Annotated in this window: 24 protein-coding genes; 1 reads left to right on the top strand and 23 read right to left on the bottom strand. The window is 39.5% G+C overall.

Annotated features, from left to right (window positions below; genetic code table 11):
• Positions 1-58: 58 nt before the first annotated feature.
• From WAA20_RS07660 to lepA, 5 genes are all read right to left on the bottom strand, one after another.
• Positions 59-877, bottom strand: a complete 819-nt coding sequence (locus tag WAA20_RS07660) for a glycosyltransferase (RefSeq protein WP_073385161.1) — start codon at positions 875-877, stop codon at positions 59-61.
• Between the two features lie 81 nt (positions 878-958).
• Complete coding sequence (locus tag WAA20_RS07655; protein WP_073385160.1) at positions 959-1,927, bottom strand: UbiA prenyltransferase family protein; 969 nt, start codon at positions 1,925-1,927, stop codon at positions 959-961.
• A gap of 254 nt (positions 1,928-2,181) precedes the next feature.
• Entirely contained in the window at positions 2,182-3,474 is a 1,293-nt protein-coding gene (locus WAA20_RS07650) for an oligosaccharide flippase family protein (RefSeq protein WP_073385159.1), read from the bottom strand.
• Positions 3,475-4,151: 677 nt separating this feature from the next.
• A complete protein-coding gene (gene hemW, locus WAA20_RS07645; RefSeq protein WP_081373639.1) occupies positions 4,152-5,606 on the bottom strand; it encodes a radical SAM family heme chaperone HemW in 1,455 nt (484 codons plus the stop codon).
• Between the two features lie 66 nt (positions 5,607-5,672).
• A complete protein-coding gene (gene lepA, locus WAA20_RS07640) occupies positions 5,673-7,490 on the bottom strand; it encodes a translation elongation factor 4 (RefSeq protein ID WP_073385157.1) in 1,818 nt (605 codons plus the stop codon).
• A gap of 306 nt (positions 7,491-7,796) precedes the next feature.
• Between lepA and rpsT the strand changes: the two genes are divergently transcribed.
• Complete coding sequence (gene rpsT, locus WAA20_RS07635; RefSeq protein ID WP_073385155.1) at positions 7,797-8,060, top strand: 30S ribosomal protein S20; 264 nt, start codon at positions 7,797-7,799, stop codon at positions 8,058-8,060.
• A 146-nt stretch (positions 8,061-8,206) separates the two neighbouring features.
• Here rpsT and WAA20_RS07630 read toward each other — a convergent pair whose 3' ends face one another.
• The 18 genes from WAA20_RS07630 to WAA20_RS07545 form a co-directional block, all read right to left on the bottom strand.
• Complete coding sequence (locus tag WAA20_RS07630; protein ID WP_073385154.1) at positions 8,207-8,464, bottom strand: hypothetical protein; 258 nt, start codon at positions 8,462-8,464, stop codon at positions 8,207-8,209.
• Positions 8,465-8,745: 281 nt separating this feature from the next.
• Positions 8,746-9,873, bottom strand: coding sequence for a CapA family protein (locus WAA20_RS07625; protein WP_073385152.1), 1,128 nt, complete (start codon positions 9,871-9,873; stop codon positions 8,746-8,748).
• A 10-nt stretch (positions 9,874-9,883) separates the two neighbouring features.
• Positions 9,884-10,249, bottom strand: a complete 366-nt coding sequence (locus WAA20_RS07620) for a hypothetical protein (RefSeq protein ID WP_073385151.1) — start codon at positions 10,247-10,249, stop codon at positions 9,884-9,886.
• Complete coding sequence (locus WAA20_RS07615) at positions 10,249-10,491, bottom strand: hypothetical protein (RefSeq protein ID WP_073385150.1); 243 nt, start codon at positions 10,489-10,491, stop codon at positions 10,249-10,251. The genes WAA20_RS07620 and WAA20_RS07615 overlap by 1 nt, the downstream gene beginning before the upstream one ends.
• 221 nt (positions 10,492-10,712) lie before the next feature.
• Entirely contained in the window at positions 10,713-10,874 is a 162-nt protein-coding gene (locus tag WAA20_RS07610; RefSeq protein ID WP_167562647.1) for a hypothetical protein, read from the bottom strand.
• Positions 10,875-10,888: 14 nt separating this feature from the next.
• On the bottom strand, positions 10,889-12,799 hold the full coding sequence (locus WAA20_RS07605; protein ID WP_073385148.1) for a serine/threonine-protein kinase: 1,911 nt from the start codon (positions 12,797-12,799) through the stop codon (positions 10,889-10,891).
• Positions 12,800-12,868: 69 nt separating this feature from the next.
• Positions 12,869-13,360 (bottom strand): FHA domain-containing protein, encoded by a 492-nt coding sequence (locus WAA20_RS07600; protein ID WP_073385147.1) that lies wholly within the window; start codon positions 13,358-13,360, stop codon positions 12,869-12,871.
• Positions 13,353-14,366 (bottom strand): hypothetical protein, encoded by a 1,014-nt coding sequence (locus tag WAA20_RS07595; RefSeq protein WP_073385146.1) that lies wholly within the window; start codon positions 14,364-14,366, stop codon positions 13,353-13,355. The genes WAA20_RS07600 and WAA20_RS07595 overlap by 8 nt, the downstream gene beginning before the upstream one ends.
• A gap of 53 nt (positions 14,367-14,419) precedes the next feature.
• Complete coding sequence (locus WAA20_RS07590; RefSeq protein ID WP_073385144.1) at positions 14,420-15,709, bottom strand: tetratricopeptide repeat protein; 1,290 nt, start codon at positions 15,707-15,709, stop codon at positions 14,420-14,422.
• Positions 15,710-15,836: 127 nt separating this feature from the next.
• A complete protein-coding gene (locus WAA20_RS07585; RefSeq protein WP_073385143.1) occupies positions 15,837-16,268 on the bottom strand; it encodes a hypothetical protein in 432 nt (143 codons plus the stop codon).
• A 224-nt stretch (positions 16,269-16,492) separates the two neighbouring features.
• On the bottom strand, positions 16,493-17,443 hold the full coding sequence (locus WAA20_RS07580) for a GTP-binding protein (RefSeq protein WP_073385142.1): 951 nt from the start codon (positions 17,441-17,443) through the stop codon (positions 16,493-16,495).
• 56 nt (positions 17,444-17,499) lie between these two features.
• Positions 17,500-18,849, bottom strand: coding sequence for a CobW family GTP-binding protein (locus tag WAA20_RS07575; protein ID WP_073385140.1), 1,350 nt, complete (start codon positions 18,847-18,849; stop codon positions 17,500-17,502).
• Between the two features lie 625 nt (positions 18,850-19,474).
• The gene (locus WAA20_RS07570; protein ID WP_073385139.1) at positions 19,475-20,278 is read right to left on the bottom strand and encodes an FRG domain-containing protein; all 804 of its coding nucleotides are present in this window, start codon (positions 20,276-20,278) and stop codon (positions 19,475-19,477) included.
• A gap of 14 nt (positions 20,279-20,292) precedes the next feature.
• The gene (nadE, locus tag WAA20_RS07565; protein WP_073385138.1) at positions 20,293-21,075 is read right to left on the bottom strand and encodes an NAD(+) synthase; all 783 of its coding nucleotides are present in this window, start codon (positions 21,073-21,075) and stop codon (positions 20,293-20,295) included.
• 45 nt (positions 21,076-21,120) lie between these two features.
• Complete coding sequence (gene pncB, locus WAA20_RS07560) at positions 21,121-22,338, bottom strand: nicotinate phosphoribosyltransferase (protein WP_073385136.1); 1,218 nt, start codon at positions 22,336-22,338, stop codon at positions 21,121-21,123.
• A gap of 103 nt (positions 22,339-22,441) precedes the next feature.
• Complete coding sequence (locus WAA20_RS07555) at positions 22,442-23,020, bottom strand: isochorismatase family cysteine hydrolase (RefSeq protein ID WP_073385134.1); 579 nt, start codon at positions 23,018-23,020, stop codon at positions 22,442-22,444.
• A 68-nt stretch (positions 23,021-23,088) separates the two neighbouring features.
• Positions 23,089-23,838: an NUDIX hydrolase gene (locus WAA20_RS07550; protein WP_073385132.1), complete on the bottom strand. Its 750-nt coding sequence runs from the start codon at positions 23,836-23,838 to the stop codon at positions 23,089-23,091.
• Between the two features lie 325 nt (positions 23,839-24,163).
• Positions 24,164-24,736, bottom strand: coding sequence for a hypothetical protein (locus tag WAA20_RS07545; RefSeq protein ID WP_073385131.1), 573 nt, complete (start codon positions 24,734-24,736; stop codon positions 24,164-24,166).
• Between the last annotated feature and the right edge of the window lie 171 nt (positions 24,737-24,907).

Raw genomic sequence — 24,907 nt, 5'->3', positions numbered from 1 at the left:
GCTAAGATTTTCTTTCTGTAGCTTTGTCGAACCAGCTTTGATTCACATATCTGATTGTTTATAATTCAAGTCTTGCCTTCAATGTATAGAACCTGATCGCGCTTCCGAGCACTCTGTCATCCGGGAACTTATGCTTTAAATACTTGAGGTTCTTTAATTCTTCCTTGGACTTCTGGCTCTTAACATGTGAGTGAAGAAGGTGATAGCAGATGATGCTGTTGTCCTGATAATAAGGAATATTCAGCTTTGCAAGCCTATATCCAATATCAGTATCTTCATAGCCCCATCCCTTAAAGCCTTCATCAAAGCCTTTTATCTCATTTATAAGGGATCTGTCGATAGAAACATTTCCTGTGATAAAAGCCATAAAGCGGTATTTTGCTCTTGGTTTTTTTACAAATATTTTTTTGATATTGTAGTAGAATTCTTTCTTGCTGTGTTCTGCGACAAATGAAAGGACATCCGCAAGGTTCTTTTCCTTCATAAGATCAAGAAGTTCAAACTCGGTAACCTTGGCATCCATGCGTTCTCCAAGTACTACGCAAGGATCTCCTGTATGCCCCTTCATGTGACCTTTTATAAAATTGGCTTCAGTGAGTCTGTCATCATCAAGGAAGATGATCACATCTCCTGTTGCCCGCGCTATTCCTAGATTTCTTGCTGCTGCGCGTCCAACGTTCTTTTCACTTATGACTTTTTGAACGTTCATCTTCCACGTGAAAGTATTGAATTCTTCGATAGTTTCTTTGGTACAGCCATCGAATACTACCAAGACCTCCGTGTTTTCGTCGACCTGCGGTTCCAGACATTTAAGAGTAAGATAAAGTCTGGAATTTTTGTCTTTGGTCGGAATGATAATGCTGCATTTCTTTTCCATCTCTTTTATCTCCATTCTGTAATTAGATCACTCATGATCAATTTCCAATTCTCTATAGTTTTTCATTCAAAAGAGCATGTTCTATACAAAATAAGTCTGCGCAAAACATATTGCGATCAGCATCAGTGTCCAGAAAACGAGGCAGCATCGTATAGGTCTGTCCTTGTAAATGATCATTTCAGGACTTCCTGTAAGCTCTGAGCCGTTATTTAAGTAGTGATATCTAAAAACGCCCAAAAGAAGTAGCGGCATTGTAAGTACAAGGTATTTGATTTGTGTTGTGTATACAAAGATGGCATAAGACATGATGGTGCAGGCCATAAGCATGACTATGAGCTGGTCCAGCTGATTGGTTGAGCAGCCCTTTAAAGATTCTCTAAACTCAGCAGAATTATTGCCCATGATCTTAAGTTCGTTGCAGCGCTTTCCAACGCCGATGAAAAGGGTAAGGAATGCCGCAAAGAATATGAACCACATGGTGCAGGGATCGCTGATAGGTTTTTTTAACACTTTGAAGCCTGCACAAAGGCGTAGTATAAATCCCATTGAAATAGTAAACACATCAACAAACATTATCTTTTTCAGGAAAAGAGAGTATGCGATGTTCATTACAAAATAGCCAAGGATAATAAGTGCCAGATAGGGATTGAAAAAAGCAGCTCCGGCTACTCCTGCGACCAGAAGAAGGCTGCACAAAACTCTGGCAACTCCTAAAGATACTGCGCCTGAAGCTATGGGTCTGTTTCTTTTTACAGGATGAGCCCTGTCCTTGGATACATCTACAATGTCGTTCATGATATAAACGGCAGAGCTTACAAGGCAGAAAAAGAAAGCACCCAGGACGCAGCTAAGCACCTGACCTACAGATGGCATAGCAAACAGAAATAATAACGGAACAAAAACAAAACCGTTTTTGATCCACTGCTTCATTCTAATTAATTTGAGGATCATTCTAAAAAAGCTGACATTTTCGGAACTAGTGAGATCATACGGGGAATCTGCGATAGCACTGTCCGGCTGCAATTTGGTACTTGTTACGGTGGAAATCATTGCACATTCTCCTTTACAATTTGAACTGTTAAATTGTTTCGCGTACTTCTATGATCAGATGATTGATCGCTGCATGCAGGTCTTTCAACATCCGGTCCATAGAAGCTTTATTTATACATTCTTGAACATAAAGTTCAAGAATGCAGCAATAGAGCCAATTGAGTTCGACTTCGTCGAAGGCTCTATTGCCAACCGATTCATCGAATTACGAAACACGCAGTAAATGCGCGTTTCTGTAATTTACATTCAAGAAGTCATATCTCATAAAACGAATAGTGCTTTTCTTCCGATTCGCCTATCCGCAAAGTTCTCCGATATCTAATGACTAGCAGAACTGCCAGAATTGCCTGATTAGCAGTAAATGAAATAAAACCTCCTGTAAGACCAAAGAGCTTAGTGCAGACAAATGAGATCAAAAGCAGAAATACATAGGGTTTTCCCAATATCTCAAATGAAGTCCTTGCACCTGTTTCCCCTTCCATAACAAGGAGTGAACTAAAGAAATAGTATATTCCCTGGAACGCGATTCCTGCTGCTTCCAGGATGATGTATCCCCAGATGATGGGATACTGCTCTCCGTATGCATAAAGGAGTGCTACTAGAAGTGTAGCGGTTCCGGCACCTAATATAAGCAGTATTACCGGCATAAACTTAAAGACATTGCCCACAAGGCGTCTTATATCAACTCCGTGATTTATAAGAGTCGGAAGCATTACTGCCGCAAATATATCATTGTAAAAAACTGAAAAATAGATTCTGATATTAGATTGATATGAGCTGAATATTCCTGACTCATACTCTGGTCGCAAAGCTGAAATTATGCATATATCAGCTGTATTAAGCCCTGTTGTAAGCAGCCAGCTGAACATATAAAATACGCCGATTTTGAATATATCCTTTGCAATGTCTCTTCTGAAAATAAATTTCACTGCTCCAAGCTTATATACAGAAACAAGGAGTGCTAAAACCTGTCCGAGAACATTGCAGATTATATACACATAAATACTGATCTTATTAAAAGCAAGAATCGAGACGAGGTATCCGGCCATCATAAAGATGCTGCCTGCTATCTTGGCAATTCCAAGTCTAAAGAACTTCTCGTCTACTTTAAGGATTGTATCAGCAAGTATACAGCTGTTAGTTGCAATCGCAAGAGCAATTGCTAAATACCATGATTCAGGAGTCAGATTTGGAAAGCGGCAAACGATGGGTGTAATTATATAGCCGATCACTGACAATCCAAGGCACAGCATGAAATTACCAATAATAACAGTGCCAAGTATCTCCTTTTTTTCATCATCCGATGATTCAGGAAGGACTTTAAGAAGCGTATTGTTAACGCCCATAATAAGCGGAATTACCAGAATATTAGCAAGAGTAAATACAAGATTGTACTCGCCCATCAGTTCTACTGTTAATGTTCTTCCAGCAAGGATTGTTACTACAAGATTGGTCAGAACGCTTATACCGCGGAATGCGAACAATAGTAAGAAATTCTTGACGAACAATATTAAAGTTGTAGATTCAGATCTCCCCAATAAACGCATACATAGAATCCCCCCAGATTAGCATGTATGTATTTGCTTTCACTTTGTCCCAAAATACGAATATACCTTTAGCATGTTTTCTATTTAATTAGTATAGTACAACTGTAACTCAGTATATACTTAAACGTTTTCGGTGTCAACAAAAAAGTTTCAGATTTCGTTAAATATTTATGAATATCCCGTCAAAACTGAATTTGAGAGGGTTTTATTGACGTTTTTTAGTGCGTGTAAAAAGGCTTATTTTAAGCGAATCGACACAATTCACAAAATTTTGTTCGAAATTTTGTGAAGAATTTGTTCTACATAGGAACCGGAGTGGACGTAAACGTTTTCGAAAGTTTTTGTGGGAATGGTATACCTTGGGTTGGGGGAAGCCGTGCAGTTAATAAAGGATATGGGAGTCATAAAATAATTACAAATTCAAGGCAAAATAGATAGCTGCTTATATTCTGGGATTCAAACTCGCTTCGCTCAAACAGGTGAATCCCAAACAGAATATAAGCAGCTATCTATTTGGCTCTTGAATTTTTGTAATTATTTTAAAGACTCCCATATCCTTTATTAACTGCACGGCTCTCGCAAAAACCAAGGTATGCAAATAAACAAAAAGAGGAGCTTTTGCTCCTCCACTAGAAATTATATCGCTTTTGCGTTGCTTTATGTTGTATTTTAGCGTTTTAATCCAATAGAAAACTTGAAAGTACCACATTACTTACTTCAAGACCTTTTTCTGTAAGTTTTAAGCGGTCGTTATCTAACAGAATCAATTTTTCTTTTTCTAATTTTTGAATCACTTTGCCGTATACGTCTTCGAGTTTATGGTCAAATCTATGTTCAAAATCAGAGACAGATATGCCTACGTCCATTCGCAGACCCAGGAACATGGTTTCTTCCATGCAGGCATCTACAGATAATTTGTCATGCTCTAGAAGGGGTCTTAATGCGTACATGTCAGACTTGTTGGAATCGGCCAAATTATCTATAGCTGAATTCTTAATGCTTACATTATCATCTATATTTCTTATATTATTATCCAAATCATCAGTATTATTTCCGGTTTTATCGCATATATCAAAATCATACCAATAAGCACAATAGTCTTTTATGCCATTAGTATTAGTGTAGCGTTCATCTGCTACCATTCCTGCTGCGCCGATGCCAAGGCCGAGGTATTCGTATCTTTTCCAATAGGCTTTGTTGTGGTAGCATTCATAATCGCCGTCGTTTCTGGCATAGTTGGATACTTCGTATCTGTGGTAACCGTTTTGGTTGAGGATAGTTATAGTATTCTCATACATCTGGCGTTCTTCTTCTTCGGATGGAAGTGGAATTATGTTTGATTTGTTATCTGACATTTGAGAATTAACACATTTTGAATCGGAATCTTCCAGATTTTTTTTACCCACAACGCCTTCTTTAACAAGGTCGTCTTCAACATCGTAAAGATCTCTGTCTATGACATCCTTATACTTCTCATAAAAAGGTGTGCCCTCTTCTATTATTAGACTATAGGCCGATATGTGCTCTGGTCTGAGTGCAACAATCTTAGCAAGATTGTCTTTGTAAGACGCTATAGTCTGGCCGGGAAGGGCGCTCATAAGGTCGACGTTGATGTTATCAAAGCCCGCTTCTCTTGCAGCGTGGAATGTGGCATAGAATGTTTTTGAGTCATGTATTCTTCCAAGCTCTTTAAGCTCGTTGTCATTAAGGGACTGGCAACCTATGCTTATTCTATTAATTCCAGATTTCTTGTATATAGCAAGACTTTCAGGTGTTACGGTTCCGGGATTCATCTCGATAGTGATTTCTGCGTCTTTGGCTACGTCGAAGGTATCTCGGATAGTATCGAGGATTTTAACGATCCATGTAGGGTCAACGGATGACGGGGTGCCTCCTCCGAAGAATATACTCTTTACAACATACGTAGTAGACTCTGCATTAAGCCACGGGCCTGCGCATTTGATCTCGTTTATAAGAGCCTTGAAATATCTGTCTTGTATATCCTTGGACGCAGAAAAAGACAGGAAGTCGCAGTAACTGCACTTCCTGACACAAAAGGGTATATGAATATACAATGATATTGTTTTTACATCATTAGGATTATAATTATGATCCATTATCATTTCGTTCATAATAAAGGCTTATATCATATTGGAGGCAAAAGCTTTGCCTCCAATCGTTTATTTAGACTTATTATCTTACTTAGACTCATCAAGCTTGAGAACACTAAGGAATGCATTTTGAGGAATCTCTACGCTACCGATCTGGCGCATCTTCTTTTTACCTTCCTTCTGCTTCTCAAGGAGCTTACGTTTACGTGAGATATCACCGCCGTAACACTTGGCAAGTACGTCTTTACGCATAGCTTTAACTGTCTCTCTTGCGATAACCTTGCCGCCGACTGCTGCCTGGATCGGGATCTCGAAGAGATGTCTCGGAATCTCTTCCTTGAGCTTCTCGCACATCTTGCGACCTCTTTCATAGGCGCCGTCTTTGTGAACGATGAAGCTGAGGGCATCGACAGTTTCTTTGTTAATAAGGATATCGAGCTTTACAAGTGAAGAAGTTTCATATCCTTTGATCTCATAGTCAAAAGAAGCATAGCCTCTTGATCTTGACTTGAGGGCATCAAAGAAGTCGTAGATGATCTCGTTAAGAGGAAGCTCATACTTAAGGATCGCTCTTGTCTGCTCTACATAGTCTGTAGAAAGGTATCTTCCTCTTCTTTCCTGACACAGCTGCATGATAGGTCCGATATAGTCAGTTGTAACCATGATCTCGCCGTTAACGATAGGCTCTTCCATGTGATCTATCTCAGAAGGATCAGGCAGGTTAGACGGGTTAGTCAGGTCAAAAGATGTTCCGTCTGTCTTATAGATCTTGTAAACAACGCTGGGTGCGGTTGTTACAAGGTCAAGGTCATACTCTCTTTCAAGTCTTTCCTGGATTACTTCAAGGTGAAGAAGTCCAAGGAATCCGCATCTAAAACCGAATCCAAGAGCCTGTGATGTCTCGGGTTCATAGAATAAAGATGCATCGTTGAGCTGGAGCTTTTCAAGTGCGTCACGAAGTTCAGGATATCTTGCAGAATCAGCCGGGTAGATACCGCAGTAAACCATAGGCATTACCTGCTTATATCCAGGAAGTGCCTCAGCGCAAGGTGTATCTGAAGATGTTACTGTATCACCAACACGAGTATCCTGAATGTTCTTGATAGATGCTGTAAAATAGCCCACCATTCCGGCAGAAAGTTCTTCACATGGGATAAACTGTCCCGGTCCGAAATAACCAACTTCTACAACTTCACTTTCAGCGCCTGTCTGCATGAATTTTACCTTCATGCCCTTTTTAAGTACGCCGTCCTTAATTCTTACAAAAACGATAACACCTCTGTAAGGGTCATATACAGAATCGAATATAAGAGACTTAAGAGGTGCTGAAGGATCTCCGGTAGGAGCCGGAATCTTATGAACAACAGCTTCAAGTACCTCATCTATGCCAATGCCGTTCTTGGCGGAGATAAGAGGCGCGTCCTGAGCTTCGATTCCTATGATATCTTCTACTTCATCCTTAACTTCCTGAGGCTGCGCACTTGGAAGGTCGATCTTATTGATTACAGGGAATACGTCAAGATTGTGGTCAAGTGCCAGATATACGTTGGCAAGTGTCTGAGCCTCTACGCCCTGAGTTGCATCTACAACAAGAACAGCTCCATCGCAGGCTGCGAGAGATCTGCTGACCTCATAACCAAAGTCGACGTGTCCGGGAGTATCTATCATGTTGAAGATGTACTCTTCGCCATCCTGAGCCTTATATACCATACGGACAGCCTGGCTCTTGATCGTGATGCCACGCTCCCTTTCAATATCCATATTATCAAGGACCTGAGCACTCATCTCTCTCTGAGTAAGGACTCCGGTTCTCTCTATAAGTCGATCTGCCAGAGTGGATTTACCATGATCAATATGAGCCACTATGCAGAAATTTCTGATTTTACTCTGATCTATTGCAGACATTTATTTCCTCATTTCATTGTGTTATTATGTTAAGGCCAAAGCCGCATCTTCCCAATATAAAAATGCGGATTCCAACGGCATTTTGGCAATCCCAGGCGGCATAAAGACATGCTAATATTATGCCCCTGTCATCCTAATATATCATGGAAATAGCAAAATTTCCATGCAAAATCCTTAATTTACTTGACATTATCCTCAAATTCATCTAAACTATATCCCGTATGTGAGCATTCGCTGTCCGTGTCCGGTCTGAATGTTCATCTCAAGATTAAAATAACATTTGAATTATATTATTCGGAGGTAATTATGGCTAATATCAAATCCGCCAAGAAGAGAGTTCTCACAAGCGCAAAGCGTGCAGAGCGTAACACAGCTGTTAAGTCTGCTGTAAAGACAGAGATCAAGAAGGTTAGAGCTGCTATCGAAGCTGGCAACAAGGAAGAGGCTGCTAAGGCACTCGTTGCTGCTACATCTGCTATCGACAAGGCTGAGTCTAAGGGCGTATTCAAGAAGAACACAGCTTCTCGTAAAGTTTCTCGTCTTGCTCAGGCTGTAAACAAGATGAACTAATCAGCTTTTATAAATATTGAACTTTTTAAGACTCTATCATCCCCTCTGATGATAGAGTCTTTTTTATTCAATAAAAAACTCCCTACAGGAAACGTCATCTTCTCACAACGACTTTTCTTGTAGGGAGGTTACAGTTAAACCTCGGATTATACTGTCTTAGCCCATGTGATTCCGTACACGGATTCCATAAGCTTGCGGATCTCATTCATCATTACATCGCATGCGGACTTCTCGTCGCCAAAATGCATGAGGCCTATCTTCTGCTTATTATCTTTAAAAAATACATCCCATCCATCAGATACCTGCTCGATGCAGATGCGGTTTTTATGTTCTCCACCTATTTTATAAAGCTTCTTAGGTACAAGATGCTCCTTAAAAAACTCCTTTAAATCCTTTGTAGTCATGTGCAGCTCCCTTCTGCGATCCATCGCAACCAAATAATATATGACATACATAAAAGTTTTTAATTACTTTTACATGTAGTTTTCATTACTACATATAATATATCACCGTACTATTTGCTTGTAAAGCAGATAACTACAAGATTTTTTATAATCTCATGACTCTTTTTAAAAAGCTTATCAGAGTGCCACCTGTCTGAATTCTAAAGAAAAACATTCTATTATGATAGTGTCAGAAGATCATAAATATCATCCAGCTTACTCATCGTATTACACACATAGTTTTAAGACGCCGGATGAATATAACCATTATCGTCAACTTCGACATCTATTGAGATAGATTCCATATATGAATAGATACGTTCTTTTTCTTCAGGAGTGTCAGCTGCTGTTGTAACCCATCCTGACTGAGTTCCGGGGATCATCTGAACTTCCACGCTCTCAATAGTACTTCCTGTACCGGATATCTCAACTTCAAGAAGCATTGTGTCCAGGGTCTTTTCATTAAACCAGTAATTGCCAAGAGAATATGCTATTAAAGAACCGTTATAATACTCCATCCCCTGCAAACAGTGCGAATGCGCACCTATTATCACATCAGCGCCTGCATCTATATATTCTCGGGCAGTTGATGTCTGAGCCGACTCAAGCTTTGTCGAGTACTCTGTCCCCCAGTGAGGAAGTGCTATAACAAAGTCAGCATTCTCGCTTGCTTCCTTAATTTCAGCCACAAACTTCTCAGTATCATAGCAGCGAAGGATTCCAGGACTTGTCTGTGTAGCTTCAGGCGTCATCTTGTTCTTCTCGGCACGAGACGCTGCAACATAAGCTATAGTCAGATCTCCAAGCTGCATATATACAGGGCTAGACGCCTCCTCAATATTCCTTCCGGCACCAACATAGGGAATCCCGTCAGCTTCGAGAGTTGCAAGCGTATCAAGAAAAGCCTCTTCGCCATAATCAAATACATGATTATTAGCAAGTCCTACAATATCAACGCCAAGCTGATTCAGTATATATACGTTCTGAGGATTGGCCCTGAAAGTATAAGCCTTACCCGCCATTGGAGCTCCGCCAGTTGAATATGTAAACTCATTATTGATCCACATGATATCTGCTGCATTCATCTCGATAATGAAGTCCTCATCAATACAGTTATATATATCATCACCATGGTTGTGGTAATAAACCATGTTGGACCAGGTATCATCAAAATTGATATCTCCAGCAAAACAGAGAGTATAGGAAAAAGAGTTATCTATCGACTCCTCTGTGTTCGCCAAGGCATTAGGATCTATATCTTCATCTGTAAGCTCATTAGAAGCTCCTTCAGTAGATGAATTATTACCAGAGTCCGGCTCATTACTTGTATTAACTAAATCCTTTTCATCTACTACAGACTCTGTTGTCATAGTAACGCTATTAGTATCCCCTGTGGATGAGCCACACGCTGTAATAATTAATGAAATTGAAAACAGAGATGCTATTACTCTCTTTTGTAATAATTGTAATAAATTTATCTTCTTCATCACTAGTGGAATCCTTATCTTCTTTTTTGAAATATCTTCTTTTTTGAATTAACTTCTTTTTCTGAAGCAACTTCTTCTGAATTAACTTCTTTTTCTGAAGCAACTTCTTCTGAATTAACTTCTTTTTCTGAATCAACTTCTTTTTCTGAATCAACTTCTTTTTCTGAATCAACTTCTTTTTATGAAGCCTTTTCTTCACCCTGCTTTTCACTTGCATTTTAGCAGATGTACCACGCAAAAGGGAATCTGCAATTTTCATCAGGTCTCGATGTCGAGTATATGTTCCATGTACTTTAGTTTTTTTCTGATTTCTTCTGTGTTTGCCGCTTTACTGTCTTTACTGGGATTCAAACCATTATAGCTCTGAGACAAGGCGTTTGGGGTTTTCGGCAGTTCTGTTTGCTTGGCACGATTTTCTGTTTTATCAATTTCAGGATTAAACGTCTGTGTTTCGTCATCATCTATACTGAATGTTTCAGTTTTATCATTATCAGAAATCATATCTGTTATCTACGCCTCCGATTACTCAGATTTTTTATACTCTGCCTATAAAATCCACATAAATACGAAATAATGACTTTTTGTCACTTCGTTCCAAAAGTCATATAAATAGGCCAATTGAGAACACCTTCGGTGCCTAGCCTATTTACCTACCGATTCACTTTCTTACGAAATCCGCAGTAAATGCGGATTTCTGATTCAAGGTTGCGAAAACATATGCTTTATTTACTAAAATCATACTTTTTCATTAGCTGCTTTTTTATAATTCTGCGTCTTATTGAAAAAACAACGATACCGATTACAAGTGCTATTACAGCTGCTGCCATGAGGGCTATCCCTCCGTAAAAAAAGAGTTCACCATTTGTCATGTCATTAAGGTTCATAAACTAAATCCTCCTTATAACCAGCCAAGTGCATACAGTTCTTCAATATCATCCTCAAGGCGCTGCATCTCATCATCACTGTCACCTGACACTTTAACCTTGTCATACAGGTTTTTAGCCTTTTCGTAGTATTCAAGAACTTTAGAATAATCTCTTTCATCTTCGTCAAGCGCACTTTGAAGGATCATGTAGTACTTGGCCTGTCTCATGGGTATCCTGTAATCTTCAGGATAAAGTTCTGCTGCCAAAGTCATTATTTCCAGAGCCTTATCAGTTTCTCCGTTCATGTTTTTTATATAAGACAGGTTAATATAATCAGATGAGGTAGCCTGTGAATGATCCAGAAGATATGTATAGCATTCATCGGCTTTTGAAATCCACTCGGTAAAGTCTTCCCCATTGTTTTTTTCCAGATACTTAAGACATATCTGTGCGTTCTCTCTCATAACTCTTACAGACCATTTTCCAGTCACACGTTCAAATACATCAGTAAGTATAAGGTCAGCATTTTGGTAATCATCAAGCTGTACGTATGCTCTTGCACATAATATTCCTGCCCTTGCAATTATGTCTTCATCACCAGACAGTTCCAGCACCTTAAGGTAATCATCTATTGCATCTTTATAATTTTGATCAGCCCCTGCAATCTCGCCTTTTACAAGGTACAGACCAGAATCATCAAGGCCTTCGTTTATCGCCTTTTCCAGAACCTTCCTAGCCTTATCGGTATCTCCTGATCTTGCATATGCTATTGCAAGATCCCTGTAGTTATCAGGATCGGATCCATCTGTTTCTATCGCCTCTTCATAGAGCTTTATTGCGCTTTCATAGTCTTCTTTTTCAAAATACGAACTTGCCGCAAGATACAGAATAGTTCCCTTTTCATGGCTATTATTATCTAAAATCCTGGTATAGCTGGTATTGTTAAGTAAAGAAAATGCACCTTCTATGATCTCATCTTCAGACATGGTTCCTGCATTATCTATAAGCTCATCATATTCCTTTCCGAATGCCTCTTCGCGCCTTAGGAGCCCGCCTTTTACAGTCATATATACACCAGCTGCAAATATGATCAGACAAATGAGCGTATATACCGTCTGCACTCTTCCAAGTCTTTTGTATCTTCTGTCACGAAGCTTCATGGTATCAAGGCTTTTGTACATTTCAGAAGCAGACTGGAATCTTTTCGAAGGATTTTTTTCAAGAGCCTTGTCTATGATATCTGTAAGGAGTCTGGAATAAGGTGTACTGTCATCCCATAGAGGAAGTCCTGATTCCATCTGCTTTAGGGCATTCTTACGGCTCATCAGCTGATAGAAGCTTGCACCCAGACTGAATATATCTGTTCTGGCATCTGCATTTACTCCCTGAACCTTTTGGGATGATATCCCGCCAAGCTGCTCAGGTGCCGCATAGTTTTTTGAATATCCTGTTGTCATCGGATGATCAGGATCATTAAGAGATATATTGAAATCTATCAGGCATATATTTCCATCAGAATCGATCATGATATTGGAAGGTTTTATATCACTGTGAATGATCGGAGGATTTTGTGAATGGAGATAATTGAGAGCTGCGCATAAATCTTTGAGCCATTTGATCGTCTGAGGCTCATCAAATCGTACCCCTGCCTTTATGTACTCCATCATGGTATTACCATCAATATAATCCATGACAGTATACACTTCTGTGTCCATCTGAATGAAATCATATACCTGTGGCAGATTTGAATGTTTGATATTTTTAAGGATATCGGCTTCTTTACGTTCATTGATCCTGCCGACATAGTTATCCTTTATGCGCTTTATTACGACGTATTTCTGAAGATTTTTGTGCCAGGCTTTGAACACCTGTCCGGAACCGCCCTCGCCTATCGGTTCTTCAACTTCATATACGCCGTTTATTATCTGCCCGATTTTCAGCATGATTTACCTCTGCCTGTTTTTACATGGCTATTTATCCAAATGCCAATATAGCCTTCGATATGTAATTACTTAAATCATATATTCAATGATATAACTATAGTCTCCCATAACTACAGTCAGACTATCATCTGATTTAATAACTGTTCCTGCATCTGCTTCATTATATTGTTTTGTATCGACTTTTTTTAAAGTACTGTCTATCCTATGTGTACAAAAAACTGCAAGTGCGGTCTTATCACATACAACGCCTTTTTCCCCGCCGCCAAAAACAAGTACGTCTCCGTCCTTAAGCAAAACAGGCTTTGTTCTTCCGCCTATTCCTGTTCCGACTTTTTTGCCTCTGCAAGTGGTTCCGTTCTTGCCATTCCTGTCTATATAGAACCAGTTGCCATCCATATTCTGAAAACTTCCATGTCTACGGCTTACTGTATGTACATTAAGGCTTATATCAGGAACTACGTCTCCTGACTGTCTGCCAACTTCCCATATGGGACGTTCATCCAGTGTATATATGTATGACTTTCCTTGTTCTATTACAAGGAGCTGATTTACATCACTCATCATTATCCTCCGGTAATTCTGAAATAAAAGCTTCCACCTCCGGAATATTCAGTTCTCCAAGTATATTTCTTGCATATCTGCATAGTTCATCAGGATCATAAGTATCCAAGCTGCTGTCCAGCATGTCATTAAGAAGAGCGTCATCCAATATGAACATCACAACGCTTTCAAATATGTTCTTGGCACACAAGGGTTCCATGTGCGCAAGCTCCAACATTTCATCTATCTGCTCATGATCCATAGATAGATGAAGTCCCAGAGATATTATCTTATTTCTGGTGGGATACCATTTACCTTGTCTTATTGCTGAAACGCAGTGTCTTAGAGATGATGACCAGTTCTGACCTTCGGCAAGTTCGAACACACTATCAACATATCCGCCGTAGTTCTGACTGATGCACATTTTCACATATGCATAAAACTTATTATATGATTTGGAAAAAACAGATATGTTGTCTGAAATAAACCTCTCAAACTCATCATCTGTTTCGATCCTGGAAACTCTCTGATCAAATAATACTGTTTCTGGATCGTCGTCATCATCATTTGAACTGTTTGTGATATTATTCCTGATTCTGTCAAGAATATAAAGATATGCATTCAAAGCATCTATTCCATGCTTTTTAGAAAGCACATAAATACAAATGCAATCTTCAAGACTCTTTGAATATAATGCCGGATATCTTCCGTACCTTTGCAGAAGCTGATTCATTTTATCGATATCATATCCTGCCACAAGCCCGATTCTCAAAAACGTCTCACGGTTTTTGGGAAGAGATCCCTTACACCATTTGTCGACAGATACCCTGCTGACTCCTACAGCTTCAGCAAGACCTTTCTTGGTTAGATCATTATCATTTATAATGGAAATAATCTTCGCAGCCCACATGTCCTGCTGAGTTTTGAGCAACGGGAAAATACTTTTCTTAAGTTCATCTATATCTTCGCATCTGGCGATTTCATCTTTTATAAAGATGGTTTCGTATTCTCTATCTAAATCTGGCATTTATAGTTTTCCTCTGAATTCCAGAATTTCTTCATTTTATTATTTAAAATTCATTATCCCCACCATGCGTATGATATAAGAGATGTTATTTCATAAGATTCGTTATAATTAACGACATATGATAACAAACTAGTCAACCCGCTAGTATACTCCTGATAAAACTGGTCAAACGTTATATCACGCAATGATCCTACAAGTTCTCCGCTTTCATCATAATATACTCTAACTAAACAGTTACCATCAATATTTATAGTCTCTACACCATCTTCCACATAATATTCTTCCTGCGTATAACCTCTTATTGCTATATTAGATCCAAAATATAAAATAATATCTCCATAATAATCCTTATTATCAGGACTCATAAAATAGTAATCATCACCACTATCTATCATTTCATCAAGTGATGAATAATCTTCCGAATATTCACTGAAGTATTTTATACCGTCTTCTATAAAGTAACACTTAATTTCTCTAATCCCGCTGTATCCTGTATCATACGTTACTGTATCACCAACATTTATTCTTTCAAATTCTTCGTACGGTATAATTACTTTTTTATATCTACTTGTATTGCACTCTACATCGTATGTACCATTGCTTTTCTGCGTAATGTTAGTTATATCGATGCTGAAAAAATATGTTTCAGTCACATCAACCGATTCGTCTACATCATGCTGAGAATCATCTTCTTCACTACTAGCTTCTTCAGTAGCTTCTAAAGCATTTTCTTCATCTGAAGTTGTTTCTTTTACCTCTTCAGCTTTTTGCTGCTCACTGGCATCATACATAACATCAGCAATCTTATTGGATAACTGTCCAGGCATCAGATTATTTCCCTTTTCAAGCACCTCAAGTGCTTCTTGGTAGTTACCTTCTGATACCAATTCGTCTGCATACTGCTCATATACTTTTGTTGAAAATTCAGTGAACTGCGCTACGTACTCATCTCCCTCAATTGCTGCAAAGCCATCATTTATTACAGCAAGCGCACTTTCATTATCACCTTTTGCTATATAAATATTGACTTTTCCTTCATAAGCATCAGGCCTCTTGGGATCTATTCTTATCGCTTCGTCAAAGGCGGCTATTCCATCATCATATTGCATCTCTTCAAGGTAGTTATTACCTTTATCAATAAGACGGTTATATCTGCCTGCAGAAATATTTTTTACTATCAGAACAGTCACTGATATCAAAACCAGAACTGCCAGAATCGTTGCAACTATCCCGATAATCTTTTTTGAGTCTTTGTTATCATCAGTTCTTTTCAGGGATCTACCACAATTAGGACAAAATCCCGCATTTTTTTTAACTTCTTTACCGCAACCAGGACAGATCATAAAAAGCTCCCTTCTATTATTCCAAGTACTATTGGTAGTATATCATACAAAAGACCAGCGTTGATTCAGTTCATTCTGAAATCGCGATGGTCTTTTATTACAACCGGGATATCTTTTGACAGCCGAATCAAGCAGACTGTTCCATGTCCCTGTTTTCTTTATGAATTCTAAGCCAGCCGATAACTGCAAATACTATCGGGAATGCTGCGAATAATAATAGTGCAACGAAAAATGTTGCGATTCCTGTTATTATATCCATCGGAAACGGAAGTATGATCCATCCGAAAAGTGCTATCTTTTTAGCGATTCCAAAAACCATATCAAGCCCACCCGTTAAAATATAAGCTGTTATTGAGCTTGCGATCATAATGATAAAGAATACACTTGAGCCCAAACCAGGATCGATTTTACTCAAAAGAAGTTCAATCAGTATAGCTGGGATCCAATAAAAGGCTGCTATAAGCACTCCAATAAGTGCCTTTCTGTTCTTATCACCTGTAAACGCGTTTGTTACCTGCTGGTTGTTGCCTGCTGCCATAGTCTTTTCATTGTTCATCATTTCTTTTTCCTCCTTCAGGAATTCATATAATTAGTGTTTTGTTTTTGTTTCATGTATCTCTTGCTGTTGAAATCATATTACATGAATCCATGAAGGCATTTTTCACCCAAAGTTTACACATTAAAAAGCCCCGCTCGGCATATAGCCAAAGCAGGGCTTAGTGTTGAAATTACAGGACGTAGTTACGACATGTTTAGAAGTCCATGGATGGACTTCTATATGCGTTAATCTGACATGATGGGCTGAGTAAAATCTACAACAGGATTTTTAGGTTCTGTTGCTGGAACTACAGATACAGCCTTAAGAACAGGTCCTTCTCCGTTGTATTCCTTAACGAATTCCTTACCAACTTCTGCTGTTACTTCTACCCAGTCTTTCTCCTTGAGTTCATCTGCCTTATCATAGTCGCAGGCAAATCCAAGGAACTGCATATCCTGTGCACAGCAGTTCATGGAAAGACGTCCAGGAACAAATCTTCCTGCAGGAAGTCCCTTTGGCTTAGCTACAAGAGCTTTGAACTTAACCTTCTTGCCCTTATAACGGTCAGCATGCTCAAGTGCGTCAAGGTAGAACATTCCATAACCATAGTTGTTAAGCTCGATAGGATCTGCTTTAAGATCAAATGGAAGATCCTCATCAAGAGTTACATCCACTTCACCATTTCTGTCTTCGAAGATAATGTCACACTGCTGGTTTACAGCCTTAACATTTCTCTTGAATGCAGGAAGCTTTTCATTGAAGCCGTCACATCTGTTAAAGAGGATCATATCGCTCTTTCTGATCTGCTCTACGAGCATTGACTTCATGTTGGTGTAGTACATTTCAAAAGTCTGGCAGTTGATCATAGTGATCTGCTGCTCTACATTCCAGTTCTTAGGAAGGTGGATTGCTCTCGGATCCCACATTCCATTGAACTCGATAAGGATACGCTCAGGATTATACTTGTTCTCAAAGCTCTGAAGCTTTGCTACTGTAAAGTCTTCTTCATCATCTACTACAACTTTAACTGAGTTAGTTGACTTAAGGAGCTTTTCCTCATAGTCATTCTCACCCTCTTCGCATACGATGATAAGTGTTAAGCCATTGCTGCGAAAATAAGGCTGTGCAATTGTATAACGGAAGAAATCTGTCTTACCGCTATCCAAAAATCCATTGATAATATAAACGGGTTTCATTGTAACTTTCCCTTTCAAACCAAACACGCGATTGTACCTCGCTCTAAATTTTTCTTTTATCTTCTACGGAACAGATTCTCAAGCTCATCTTCCTTAAGACCTGAACCGATAACTACGATCTTACCTGTAACATCGGCATGACCTTCACGAATCTGTGTCTCATCAGGAACATAGTCGAACTCGATCCACTTACCGTCAGAATCTTCAACCATACCCTTAGAACGAAGAACTACGCCGTATTTGTCAGCATCTTCAAGCTTAGAAAGCATCATCTCAATGTCAGCCTTTGAATACTTAACAGGAGTCTCAAGAGCCCAGCTCTGGAATACTTCATCTGCATCGTGGCCACCGTGGTGATGATGGTGGTGATGGTGATGATGTGCATCACTATGGTGAACTACAACGCCCTCTTCATCAGGTTCTGCGTCATGATCATGATGATGGTGGTGATGCTCGTGCTCGTCTTCATCATCGTCGTCATCGTGGTGATGATGATGCTCGTGTTCATCCTCATCATCGTCGTCATCATGGTGATGATGGTGGTGATGCTCATGCTCGTCTTCATCATCGTCGTCATCGTGGTGATGGTGGTGATGCTCGTGCTCGTCTTCATCATCGTCGTCATCGTGGTGATGGTGGTGATGCTCATGCTCGTCTTCATCGTCATCATCATCGTGGTGATGGTGGTGATGCTCATGCTCATCATCGTCATCATCGTGGTGATGGTGGTGATGCTCGTGCTCATCTTCATCATCGTCGTGATCGTGCTCTCTCATCATCTCTTCAAGAAGCTCTTTTTCCAAGTCATGGTTACCCTCGAATGTGTCAAGGATCTCCTTGCCGTCAAGCTCTGCAAGAGGAGTTGTGATGATAGTAGCCTTCTTATTAAGAGTGCGGATAAGCTCTACAACAGCTTCGATCTTAGCATCATCAGCCTTATCTGTACGAGTAAGAATGATAGTGCCTGCACTCTCAATCTGGTTAGAGAAGAACTCACCAAAGTTCTTGAGATAAACCTTAGCCTTAGTAACATCAACTACTGTTACTGCGCTGTTGAGCATCATATCAGGGAACTTCTCAGTTACATTCTTGATAGCCTCTGCTACATCAGAAAGCTTACCAACGCCTGACGGCTCAATAATAATACGCTCTGGAGCGTACTTATTCATGATCTCAGTAAGGTTAGTATCGAAATCACCAACAAGTGAGCAGCAAATGCAACCCGCATTCATCTCACGAATCTCAATACCTGCCTGCTGAAGGAATCCTCCATCAACACCAACCTCACCGAACTCATTCTCTATAAGAACTGTCTTTGTTCCAGAAAGTGCCTCTGCAAGAAGCTTCTTTATGAGTGTTGTCTTACCAGCACCCAGGAAACCTGAGATAATATCTACCTTTGTCATAATATATCTATCCTTCTTTCCATTTAAAAATTTACACTTTTGCACTTAATTGCAAATACTTTGCAACAACACCAATTTTATTCCTCGTGTTAGCCATAGTCAATAAGATTACCCTTAAAAAAGTCTAAACGGAAGTTTATAAATAAAGATTCTCAAAAAGCTCATAGATAAAACATATAAAACTTCACAATCACAAAACATTCACGTCCTTGAGCATTCCTAAACTAGCAGTTCACAACGTTTTTTTGTTTTTTAGTTATCTGCTACTTGCTGATTACTAGAAGCATCCGTTTATAAAGAATTTTTTATCTTCGCAAAATCCATCAGCACAGACTTCGCACATGTAAAATCCACTCTATACCTTGACTATTCCTGAGAATGGCAGTTGATAAATGATTTGGTTGTCTTTGAAAATTATATTAAATTCAAGAGCTTGATAGATGGAATAATATATTCTTCTTGGGATCCGCATGTCTGAGCGAAGCGAGTTTCGGATCCCAGAATATATTATTCCAGATATCATGCCTTGAATTTTATATGATTTTCACGACAACCAAATCATTTATCAACTGCCATTCTCAGGAATACGCCACAGCCTAGACTCTTTTACATGTGCGAAAGCCCCTCACTTCACGTAATAGTGGCGTGCAATCCACTTGGATACGCCTTCAAGGCCCGGGTAGACTATTCTCTCACTCATGTTGAGCTGATCCAGCATGTCTCTTACTCTCCAGCGAAGCTTCTTATCTATGACATACTTGACCGTATCATTGGTATTATCAGCAAGGAACTGCTCAATATCTTCAATTCCCGTTGGTACTGCCATAAAGAAGGAATGCTGATTGATGATCCTCTGGTTAAGTGACGGCGGCTCAAAGATAACCATTGAAGTATCGCCCATATCCTGGTCATACTGCTTCAAGCTGTTACCTGTAAGCTCTTTTAACATATCGACTGTAAAAATCATGGAGTTCTTTTTCCTGACAGCCTTTTTGTATGACTCAGGCAGAAGGTCTATCATCTCAGACATGTTGATACGCCAGACCATGCAGTCATGCTTGTCCATCTCTTCAAGATTCTCTTCTGTCATAGCAAAATTAAGACCAACAAGGGCAGACTGAGTCCAGTCAAGGAGCCTTGTAGGAAGGCCGTAGTGCTGGCCCAGGATCATCTGTCTCCATACAGAATGTCCAATGTCAGGATCATCGTTGATGGCATACTTGGCAAAGTTTTCAAGTATGGCCGGCTCAAGCTGCTTCTGCCTTGACTTGCAGTTTCTGCTAAGGCTCGTATACATCTTGAAAGATGAATCTGACATGCCTCTGTAAACATAGGGGCTTCTGTTCCTGTCGATATCTTCTCTGTACTTTTGCTCTGTCAAAAGAGGAAGAAGTTCCTCCAGAGTATCGATATGTATTTCCTGTATCATGTGCATCCTTTCACTTAAAACAATAATTCTTTGGCCCTTTCCGGATATGGATAAGGCATTTCTGTTAACTTATGAAGATTAGCTCTGTACTTGCGCTGGATCTTGTTAAGTATTTCCTCATCAGGAACTTCATTATCAAGAATGTATGCATCAAGCTGAGCATAGGTAAACCCAAGGTTATCTTCATCTGTTTTGCCGCAAAGGCCGTCAGATGGAGCTTTTCTTATAAGAGTTTCGGGAATTCCGTATTCCTTGCAAAGGATAAGTCCCATCTCTATTACTTCTCTTACGGTAAAAGCATGAAGAATACTGAAGTCTCCTGCATGATCACCGAACTTTGTTGAGTATCCTACGTAGTTCTCGGACATATTGCAGGTATTTGTTACAAGTCCGCCTTCAGGAAGGCTCTGAGCAACGGCATACAGTGTTGTCATGCGGACTCTTGGATCGATGTTGGTAAGAGTGTCCTTTGTAGGCTCTATGCCTGCTTCTTTGAGACCTGCTATAAGGCCATCAACAGCTGCCTTAATGTTAACTGTATGATTCTCAACTCCAAGGCAATCACATACTGTATCTGAATCATTGATATCAGGCTGCTGCCCCTTGGGCATCTTAACTGCTACAACTCTGTCTTTGCCAAGTGCCTTTACAAGGAGCATTGCGCATACTGTAGAATCTTTTCCTCCAGAAATGCCTATTACAGCTTTCTTTCCTTTAAAGGGTTCAAAATATTCTCTGATCCAGTTTACCAGGCTGTCTATCGCTACATTAGGATCTATTTTTTCAATACTTCTCATGATATTCCTCCATGCCGGACTAATTCTATATGATGATCAAATCTTTTATTCGTGATCCATTCTCCATTTAATGCTACGCTTTAAGTAATCTACATACTCAGGATTCTTGCACATTCCCTTGCCGTCTACGTCAGAAAGCTTTGCTACATCCTGTCCGTTACAGAAAGTTGTCTTCATAACGATGTTAAGTGACGGAACCTTGGTATCGTTAGCAATGTAGGTACCGATTCCGAATGCAACCTTAGCTTTGCCCTGGAAGTGAGCTGCGATTCCTGCTGCCTTCTCAAAATCAAGACTATCTGAGAAAAGAAGTGTCTTGTTCATAGGATCAATTCCAAGAGACTTGTAGTGCTCTATCATCTTCTCGCCCCATTCGATAGGATCTGCAGAATCGTGTCTTACACCATTGAAAAGTGTTGCATATGTAAGCTGGAAATCCTTAAGGAAGCAGTCTGTAGTAATAGTATCAGTAAGAGCTATACCATTAAGTACTCCATACTCTTTGATCCAGGAATCAAGTGCATACCAGTTTGAATATGCTGGATTGTGCTTGTGATTGCCCTGACCTGTGCACATGATCCACTCATGAGCCATTGTTCCAACAGGAGTAATTCCAAACTTCTTGGCAAGGTATACATTAGATGTACCTACGAAAAAGCTCTTGCAGCTCTTGTCTTCGTTATCGTGGAGATGTGAAAACTTCTCAACAGCAAGTTCCTGAGCCTCTCTTGAAAGTCTTCTTCTAAGACCAAACTCAGAAAATGTTCCAAGGCAGAAACGATTAGAACGAACATCTTCGTATTTCTTTTCCAGTCTTTCTTTAAAAGATTCAAGAAGATCATCATAATCATACTGCATGCGGAAGTATACTTCGTTAACGATAGCAAGTGTAGGAATCTCGTACATTGAAGTATTGAGCCATGTTCCGCTTGTCTCAATGCTAAGACCGCACTCAGCATCTGTGCCGATCACGAAATCCTCATATCTAGGCTGCCATAATCTAAGAAAATCTACGTATGAATTCTGGATCCATTTGATATTTCTAAGATATTCAAGCTCTTCCTCAGTGAAGCGAAGTTCGCAGTAGAGGCGAAGCTGTCTTTTGATCTCTTCTACCATCTCAGGTGTGAAATGTACGTCCTTATTTCTGCACTTAAATGTCCAGGTTGTAGTATAGCTTGGGTACTGATGATAGATTGCCTGTCCCATGCTGAATTTGTATAAATCTGTTTCCAATAAACTTGTAATAATTCTAAATAACATACCATTTTCTCCTTTTCGCCTTAAATTAGATGTAATTCAATGTCTGATCATAGGATGTAATTAAAACATGTTCAGAATTGTATGGATGCAATTCTATGTCCATTTATTCCCTCCAAGGCTCTTTTCCCTTATTAAGAATGTGGATCTGGCAGGCTTCCATAGCCTTGATCGCTGTATCGTGACTTTCAGGTGTTACGCCTGCGCTACATGCTGCGTCAACATATATAGGAAGGTTCGGATTAAAAGCCTTGATCAAAAGAGCATTACTGATAACACAAATATCTGTGCAAAGGCCGCAAAGCTCAACGCTTTCGATCGACTTATCCCTTGCGCACATCTCTGCGATCCTCTGACCCAGCTGAACGCTTCCGAAAGTCTCCTTATTAAGTCTAACAGAATTAGATGTATAATTGCCAAATGCAGATGCAATATTCCATCCATAAGAATCCTCGATGCAGTGCACAACCGGAAGGTTTTTACCCTCTTCCGAATTCATATATGTATCATCATAGTGTGTATCTCTTGTGAAAATAACCTGATCACCATCTTCATACGCTTTAGCCACCTTCTTAACACAGCCTTCCACGATCTGAGGTGCTTCCTTGCTTCCAAGAGCTCCATCGATGAAATCATTCTGCATGTCTACGATAACTACTATTTTCTTTCCGCCCATCTTTGTCATATCCTTTTCCTCCTTAGTATAAGGGATTTTTTCATTTAATGTTATTTGTATGAATTATTCAGCTTTGTTTAAAGCTTACGGTAAAGCTGCGCTGCCCTTGCCGAATACTTATTGCTTGTCCTGCCTGTAGCTTCTACTACTCCGCTGTCCACGTACTTCTTTATGAACTCTCGTCTGAAGTTCGCTGTATCCAGTGACTTAAACAACACCGCCTCATGAATACTTTTGAGTTCGTGTATGGTAAAAGACTTTTCGTCCTGAAGGAGTGAAAAAGCATCCTGTGTATATTCAATCCTTCCTGCAAGTCTTAATAGCGCTGTCTTTATGATAACTTCATGATCAAAAGCAAGATCATCTTCTGATATAGAAATATCACCATTAACAAGAGTTATTTTATCACCATTCCGATGAACCTCAAACACTGCTGCATCAGATTCATCATCACCGGCTATTACCTTGAGCTTCCTGTTAGGAACAAATGCCATATAGGATATTGAGATGACTCTCATCCTCGGATCCCTGTCTATCTCTCCAAAGGATCCAAACTGTACGATCGGAAGATTCCCTGTGCCCGTCTCTTCCTGAAGCTTTCGTGCCGCCGCCTGGTCTATGGACTCATCTATTCCTACAAAGCCTCCCGGCAGGGCCCAGCGGTCTTTATATGGATAAGTTCCTCTTTTTATAAGAAGAATACAGAGCTTTTTGTCTTCTGACATTGTGAAGACCACTATGTCTGCTGTAACCGACGGCTTCTGATATTTATCCGGGTTATAGTTTTTGAGGAATTCCTCTTCCTCTTTGGACTTTGGTCTGTACATCACGCCCTCCTTTGATGTTTCATATGGTCGCTTTGACTATATATAATATAGTCCATCTGACCATATGATGCAAGAGTAAATATTATACAAAAAACTGATTGTTTTTTGTTGGTTATTATAGTCATTTTGACTATTTATATTGTCATTATGACTTTTATGTGCGTAAAGCCACTTTTCATGCGCTCTTTGATCAATTGTTATCTGCTTTAATATAAGGTCTTATACAACAAATAAAGCAGTAGACTTTCACATCTACTGCTTTACACCACAGCTCCGGGACAAACATCCCAGACGCTCTATCTATAAAAAATTGTTTTTACAAAGCTCAATCTTCAAAGAAGATTTCATAATCCTCATCACTGCCAAGCTGCTCAACTACTGATTTGATACAATCTTCCATAACTTCATCATCATCTTCTTCTGATACTACAATATATACAAACTCTTCAGTATCAAGCTTTGCAATAAATACAGCGTATCCATCCTGTAATCCGATTGTTATACCTGCAAGCTCATCGCCATATACAAACATATCACTGGTTAATCCGAGATCTTCTTTTACATCATGAACTTTTTCATATACATCGTTTGCTGCTTCAGCTATATTGTCCTCGTCGATATCTTCTTCATATTTACCATCAGATAATACACCAATATGATCACGGTCTTCATTTTTTACCTCAACATATGAAATACCAATATCCTCTGTTATCATTCCCTCTTTAATCTTATAGTCCTCAGGGAATTCATACTCAACGTGGTTAAGAGTAACCTCTTCATTTTTGATACTTACCTTTATCATACCTGTATCAGACTTAACTGTTTTTGCAGACATCTTACAAGCACAAAGTGAAAGTGCCATTGCCATAAGTGCTGTTGCCTTAACAAACTTCTTCATAATCAGTGTTCTCCTTGAAATATAATAATTTTTAATTTTTATTGGATTTTGAAAAAAGAATCCGGATCGTGCCGCCAGTTCGTCGGCGCTGAAATAATAATACCCATACCCGCAAACGTTGCATTTCAAATCTGACAAAATGCACATTTTATCAGATGAATAGCAGTTCAT

Origin of the sequence: Butyrivibrio fibrisolvens, from assembly GCF_037113525.1 — a bacterium.
GTDB classification, from domain to species: Bacteria; Bacillota; Clostridia; order Lachnospirales; family Lachnospiraceae; genus Butyrivibrio; species Butyrivibrio fibrisolvens.
The sequence above is the reverse complement of the archived record's forward strand: the minus strand, read 5'-3'. Positions and strand labels throughout refer to the sequence as shown.

What these genes read in the sequence shown, in the direction of transcription:
- WAA20_RS07660 (WP_073385161.1), bottom strand. Translation starts at nt 877, where the DNA reads ATGGAAAAGAAATGCAGCATTATCATTCCGACCAAAGACAAAAATTCC.
- WAA20_RS07655 (WP_073385160.1), bottom strand. Translation starts at nt 1,927, where the DNA reads ATGATTTCCACCGTAACAAGTACCAAATTGCAGCCGGACAGTGCTATC.
- WAA20_RS07650 (WP_073385159.1), bottom strand. Translation starts at nt 3,474, where the DNA reads ATGCGTTTATTGGGGAGATCTGAATCTACAACTTTAATATTGTTCGTC.
- hemW (WP_081373639.1), bottom strand. Translation starts at nt 5,606, where the DNA reads ATGAACGAAATGATAATGGATCATAATTATAATCCTAATGATGTAAAA.
- lepA (WP_073385157.1), bottom strand. Translation starts at nt 7,490, where the DNA reads ATGTCTGCAATAGATCAGAGTAAAATCAGAAATTTCTGCATAGTGGCT.
- rpsT (WP_073385155.1), top strand. Translation starts at nt 7,797, where the DNA reads ATGGCTAATATCAAATCCGCCAAGAAGAGAGTTCTCACAAGCGCAAAG.
- WAA20_RS07630 (WP_073385154.1), bottom strand. Translation starts at nt 8,464, where the DNA reads ATGACTACAAAGGATTTAAAGGAGTTTTTTAAGGAGCATCTTGTACCT.
- WAA20_RS07625 (WP_073385152.1), bottom strand. Translation starts at nt 9,873, where the DNA reads ATGACAACAGAGTCTGTAGTAGATGAAAAGGATTTAGTTAATACAAGT.
- WAA20_RS07620 (WP_073385151.1), bottom strand. Translation starts at nt 10,249, where the DNA reads ATGAAAATTGCAGATTCCCTTTTGCGTGGTACATCTGCTAAAATGCAA.
- WAA20_RS07615 (WP_073385150.1), bottom strand. Translation starts at nt 10,491, where the DNA reads ATGATTTCTGATAATGATAAAACTGAAACATTCAGTATAGATGATGAC.
- WAA20_RS07610 (WP_167562647.1), bottom strand. Translation starts at nt 10,874, where the DNA reads ATGAACCTTAATGACATGACAAATGGTGAACTCTTTTTTTACGGAGGG.
- WAA20_RS07605 (WP_073385148.1), bottom strand. Translation starts at nt 12,799, where the DNA reads ATGCTGAAAATCGGGCAGATAATAAACGGCGTATATGAAGTTGAAGAA.
- WAA20_RS07600 (WP_073385147.1), bottom strand. Translation starts at nt 13,360, where the DNA reads ATGAGTGATGTAAATCAGCTCCTTGTAATAGAACAAGGAAAGTCATAC.
- WAA20_RS07595 (WP_073385146.1), bottom strand. Translation starts at nt 14,366, where the DNA reads ATGCCAGATTTAGATAGAGAATACGAAACCATCTTTATAAAAGATGAA.
- WAA20_RS07590 (WP_073385144.1), bottom strand. Translation starts at nt 15,709, where the DNA reads ATGATCTGTCCTGGTTGCGGTAAAGAAGTTAAAAAAAATGCGGGATTT.
- WAA20_RS07585 (WP_073385143.1), bottom strand. Translation starts at nt 16,268, where the DNA reads ATGATGAACAATGAAAAGACTATGGCAGCAGGCAACAACCAGCAGGTA.
- WAA20_RS07580 (WP_073385142.1), bottom strand. Translation starts at nt 17,443, where the DNA reads ATGAAACCCGTTTATATTATCAATGGATTTTTGGATAGCGGTAAGACA.
- WAA20_RS07575 (WP_073385140.1), bottom strand. Translation starts at nt 18,849, where the DNA reads ATGACAAAGGTAGATATTATCTCAGGTTTCCTGGGTGCTGGTAAGACA.
- WAA20_RS07570 (WP_073385139.1), bottom strand. Translation starts at nt 20,278, where the DNA reads ATGATACAGGAAATACATATCGATACTCTGGAGGAACTTCTTCCTCTT.
- nadE (WP_073385138.1), bottom strand. Translation starts at nt 21,075, where the DNA reads ATGAGAAGTATTGAAAAAATAGATCCTAATGTAGCGATAGACAGCCTG.
- pncB (WP_073385136.1), bottom strand. Translation starts at nt 22,338, where the DNA reads ATGTTATTTAGAATTATTACAAGTTTATTGGAAACAGATTTATACAAA.
- WAA20_RS07555 (WP_073385134.1), bottom strand. Translation starts at nt 23,020, where the DNA reads ATGACAAAGATGGGCGGAAAGAAAATAGTAGTTATCGTAGACATGCAG.
- WAA20_RS07550 (WP_073385132.1), bottom strand. Translation starts at nt 23,838, where the DNA reads ATGTACAGACCAAAGTCCAAAGAGGAAGAGGAATTCCTCAAAAACTAT.
- WAA20_RS07545 (WP_073385131.1), bottom strand. Translation starts at nt 24,736, where the DNA reads ATGAAGAAGTTTGTTAAGGCAACAGCACTTATGGCAATGGCACTTTCA.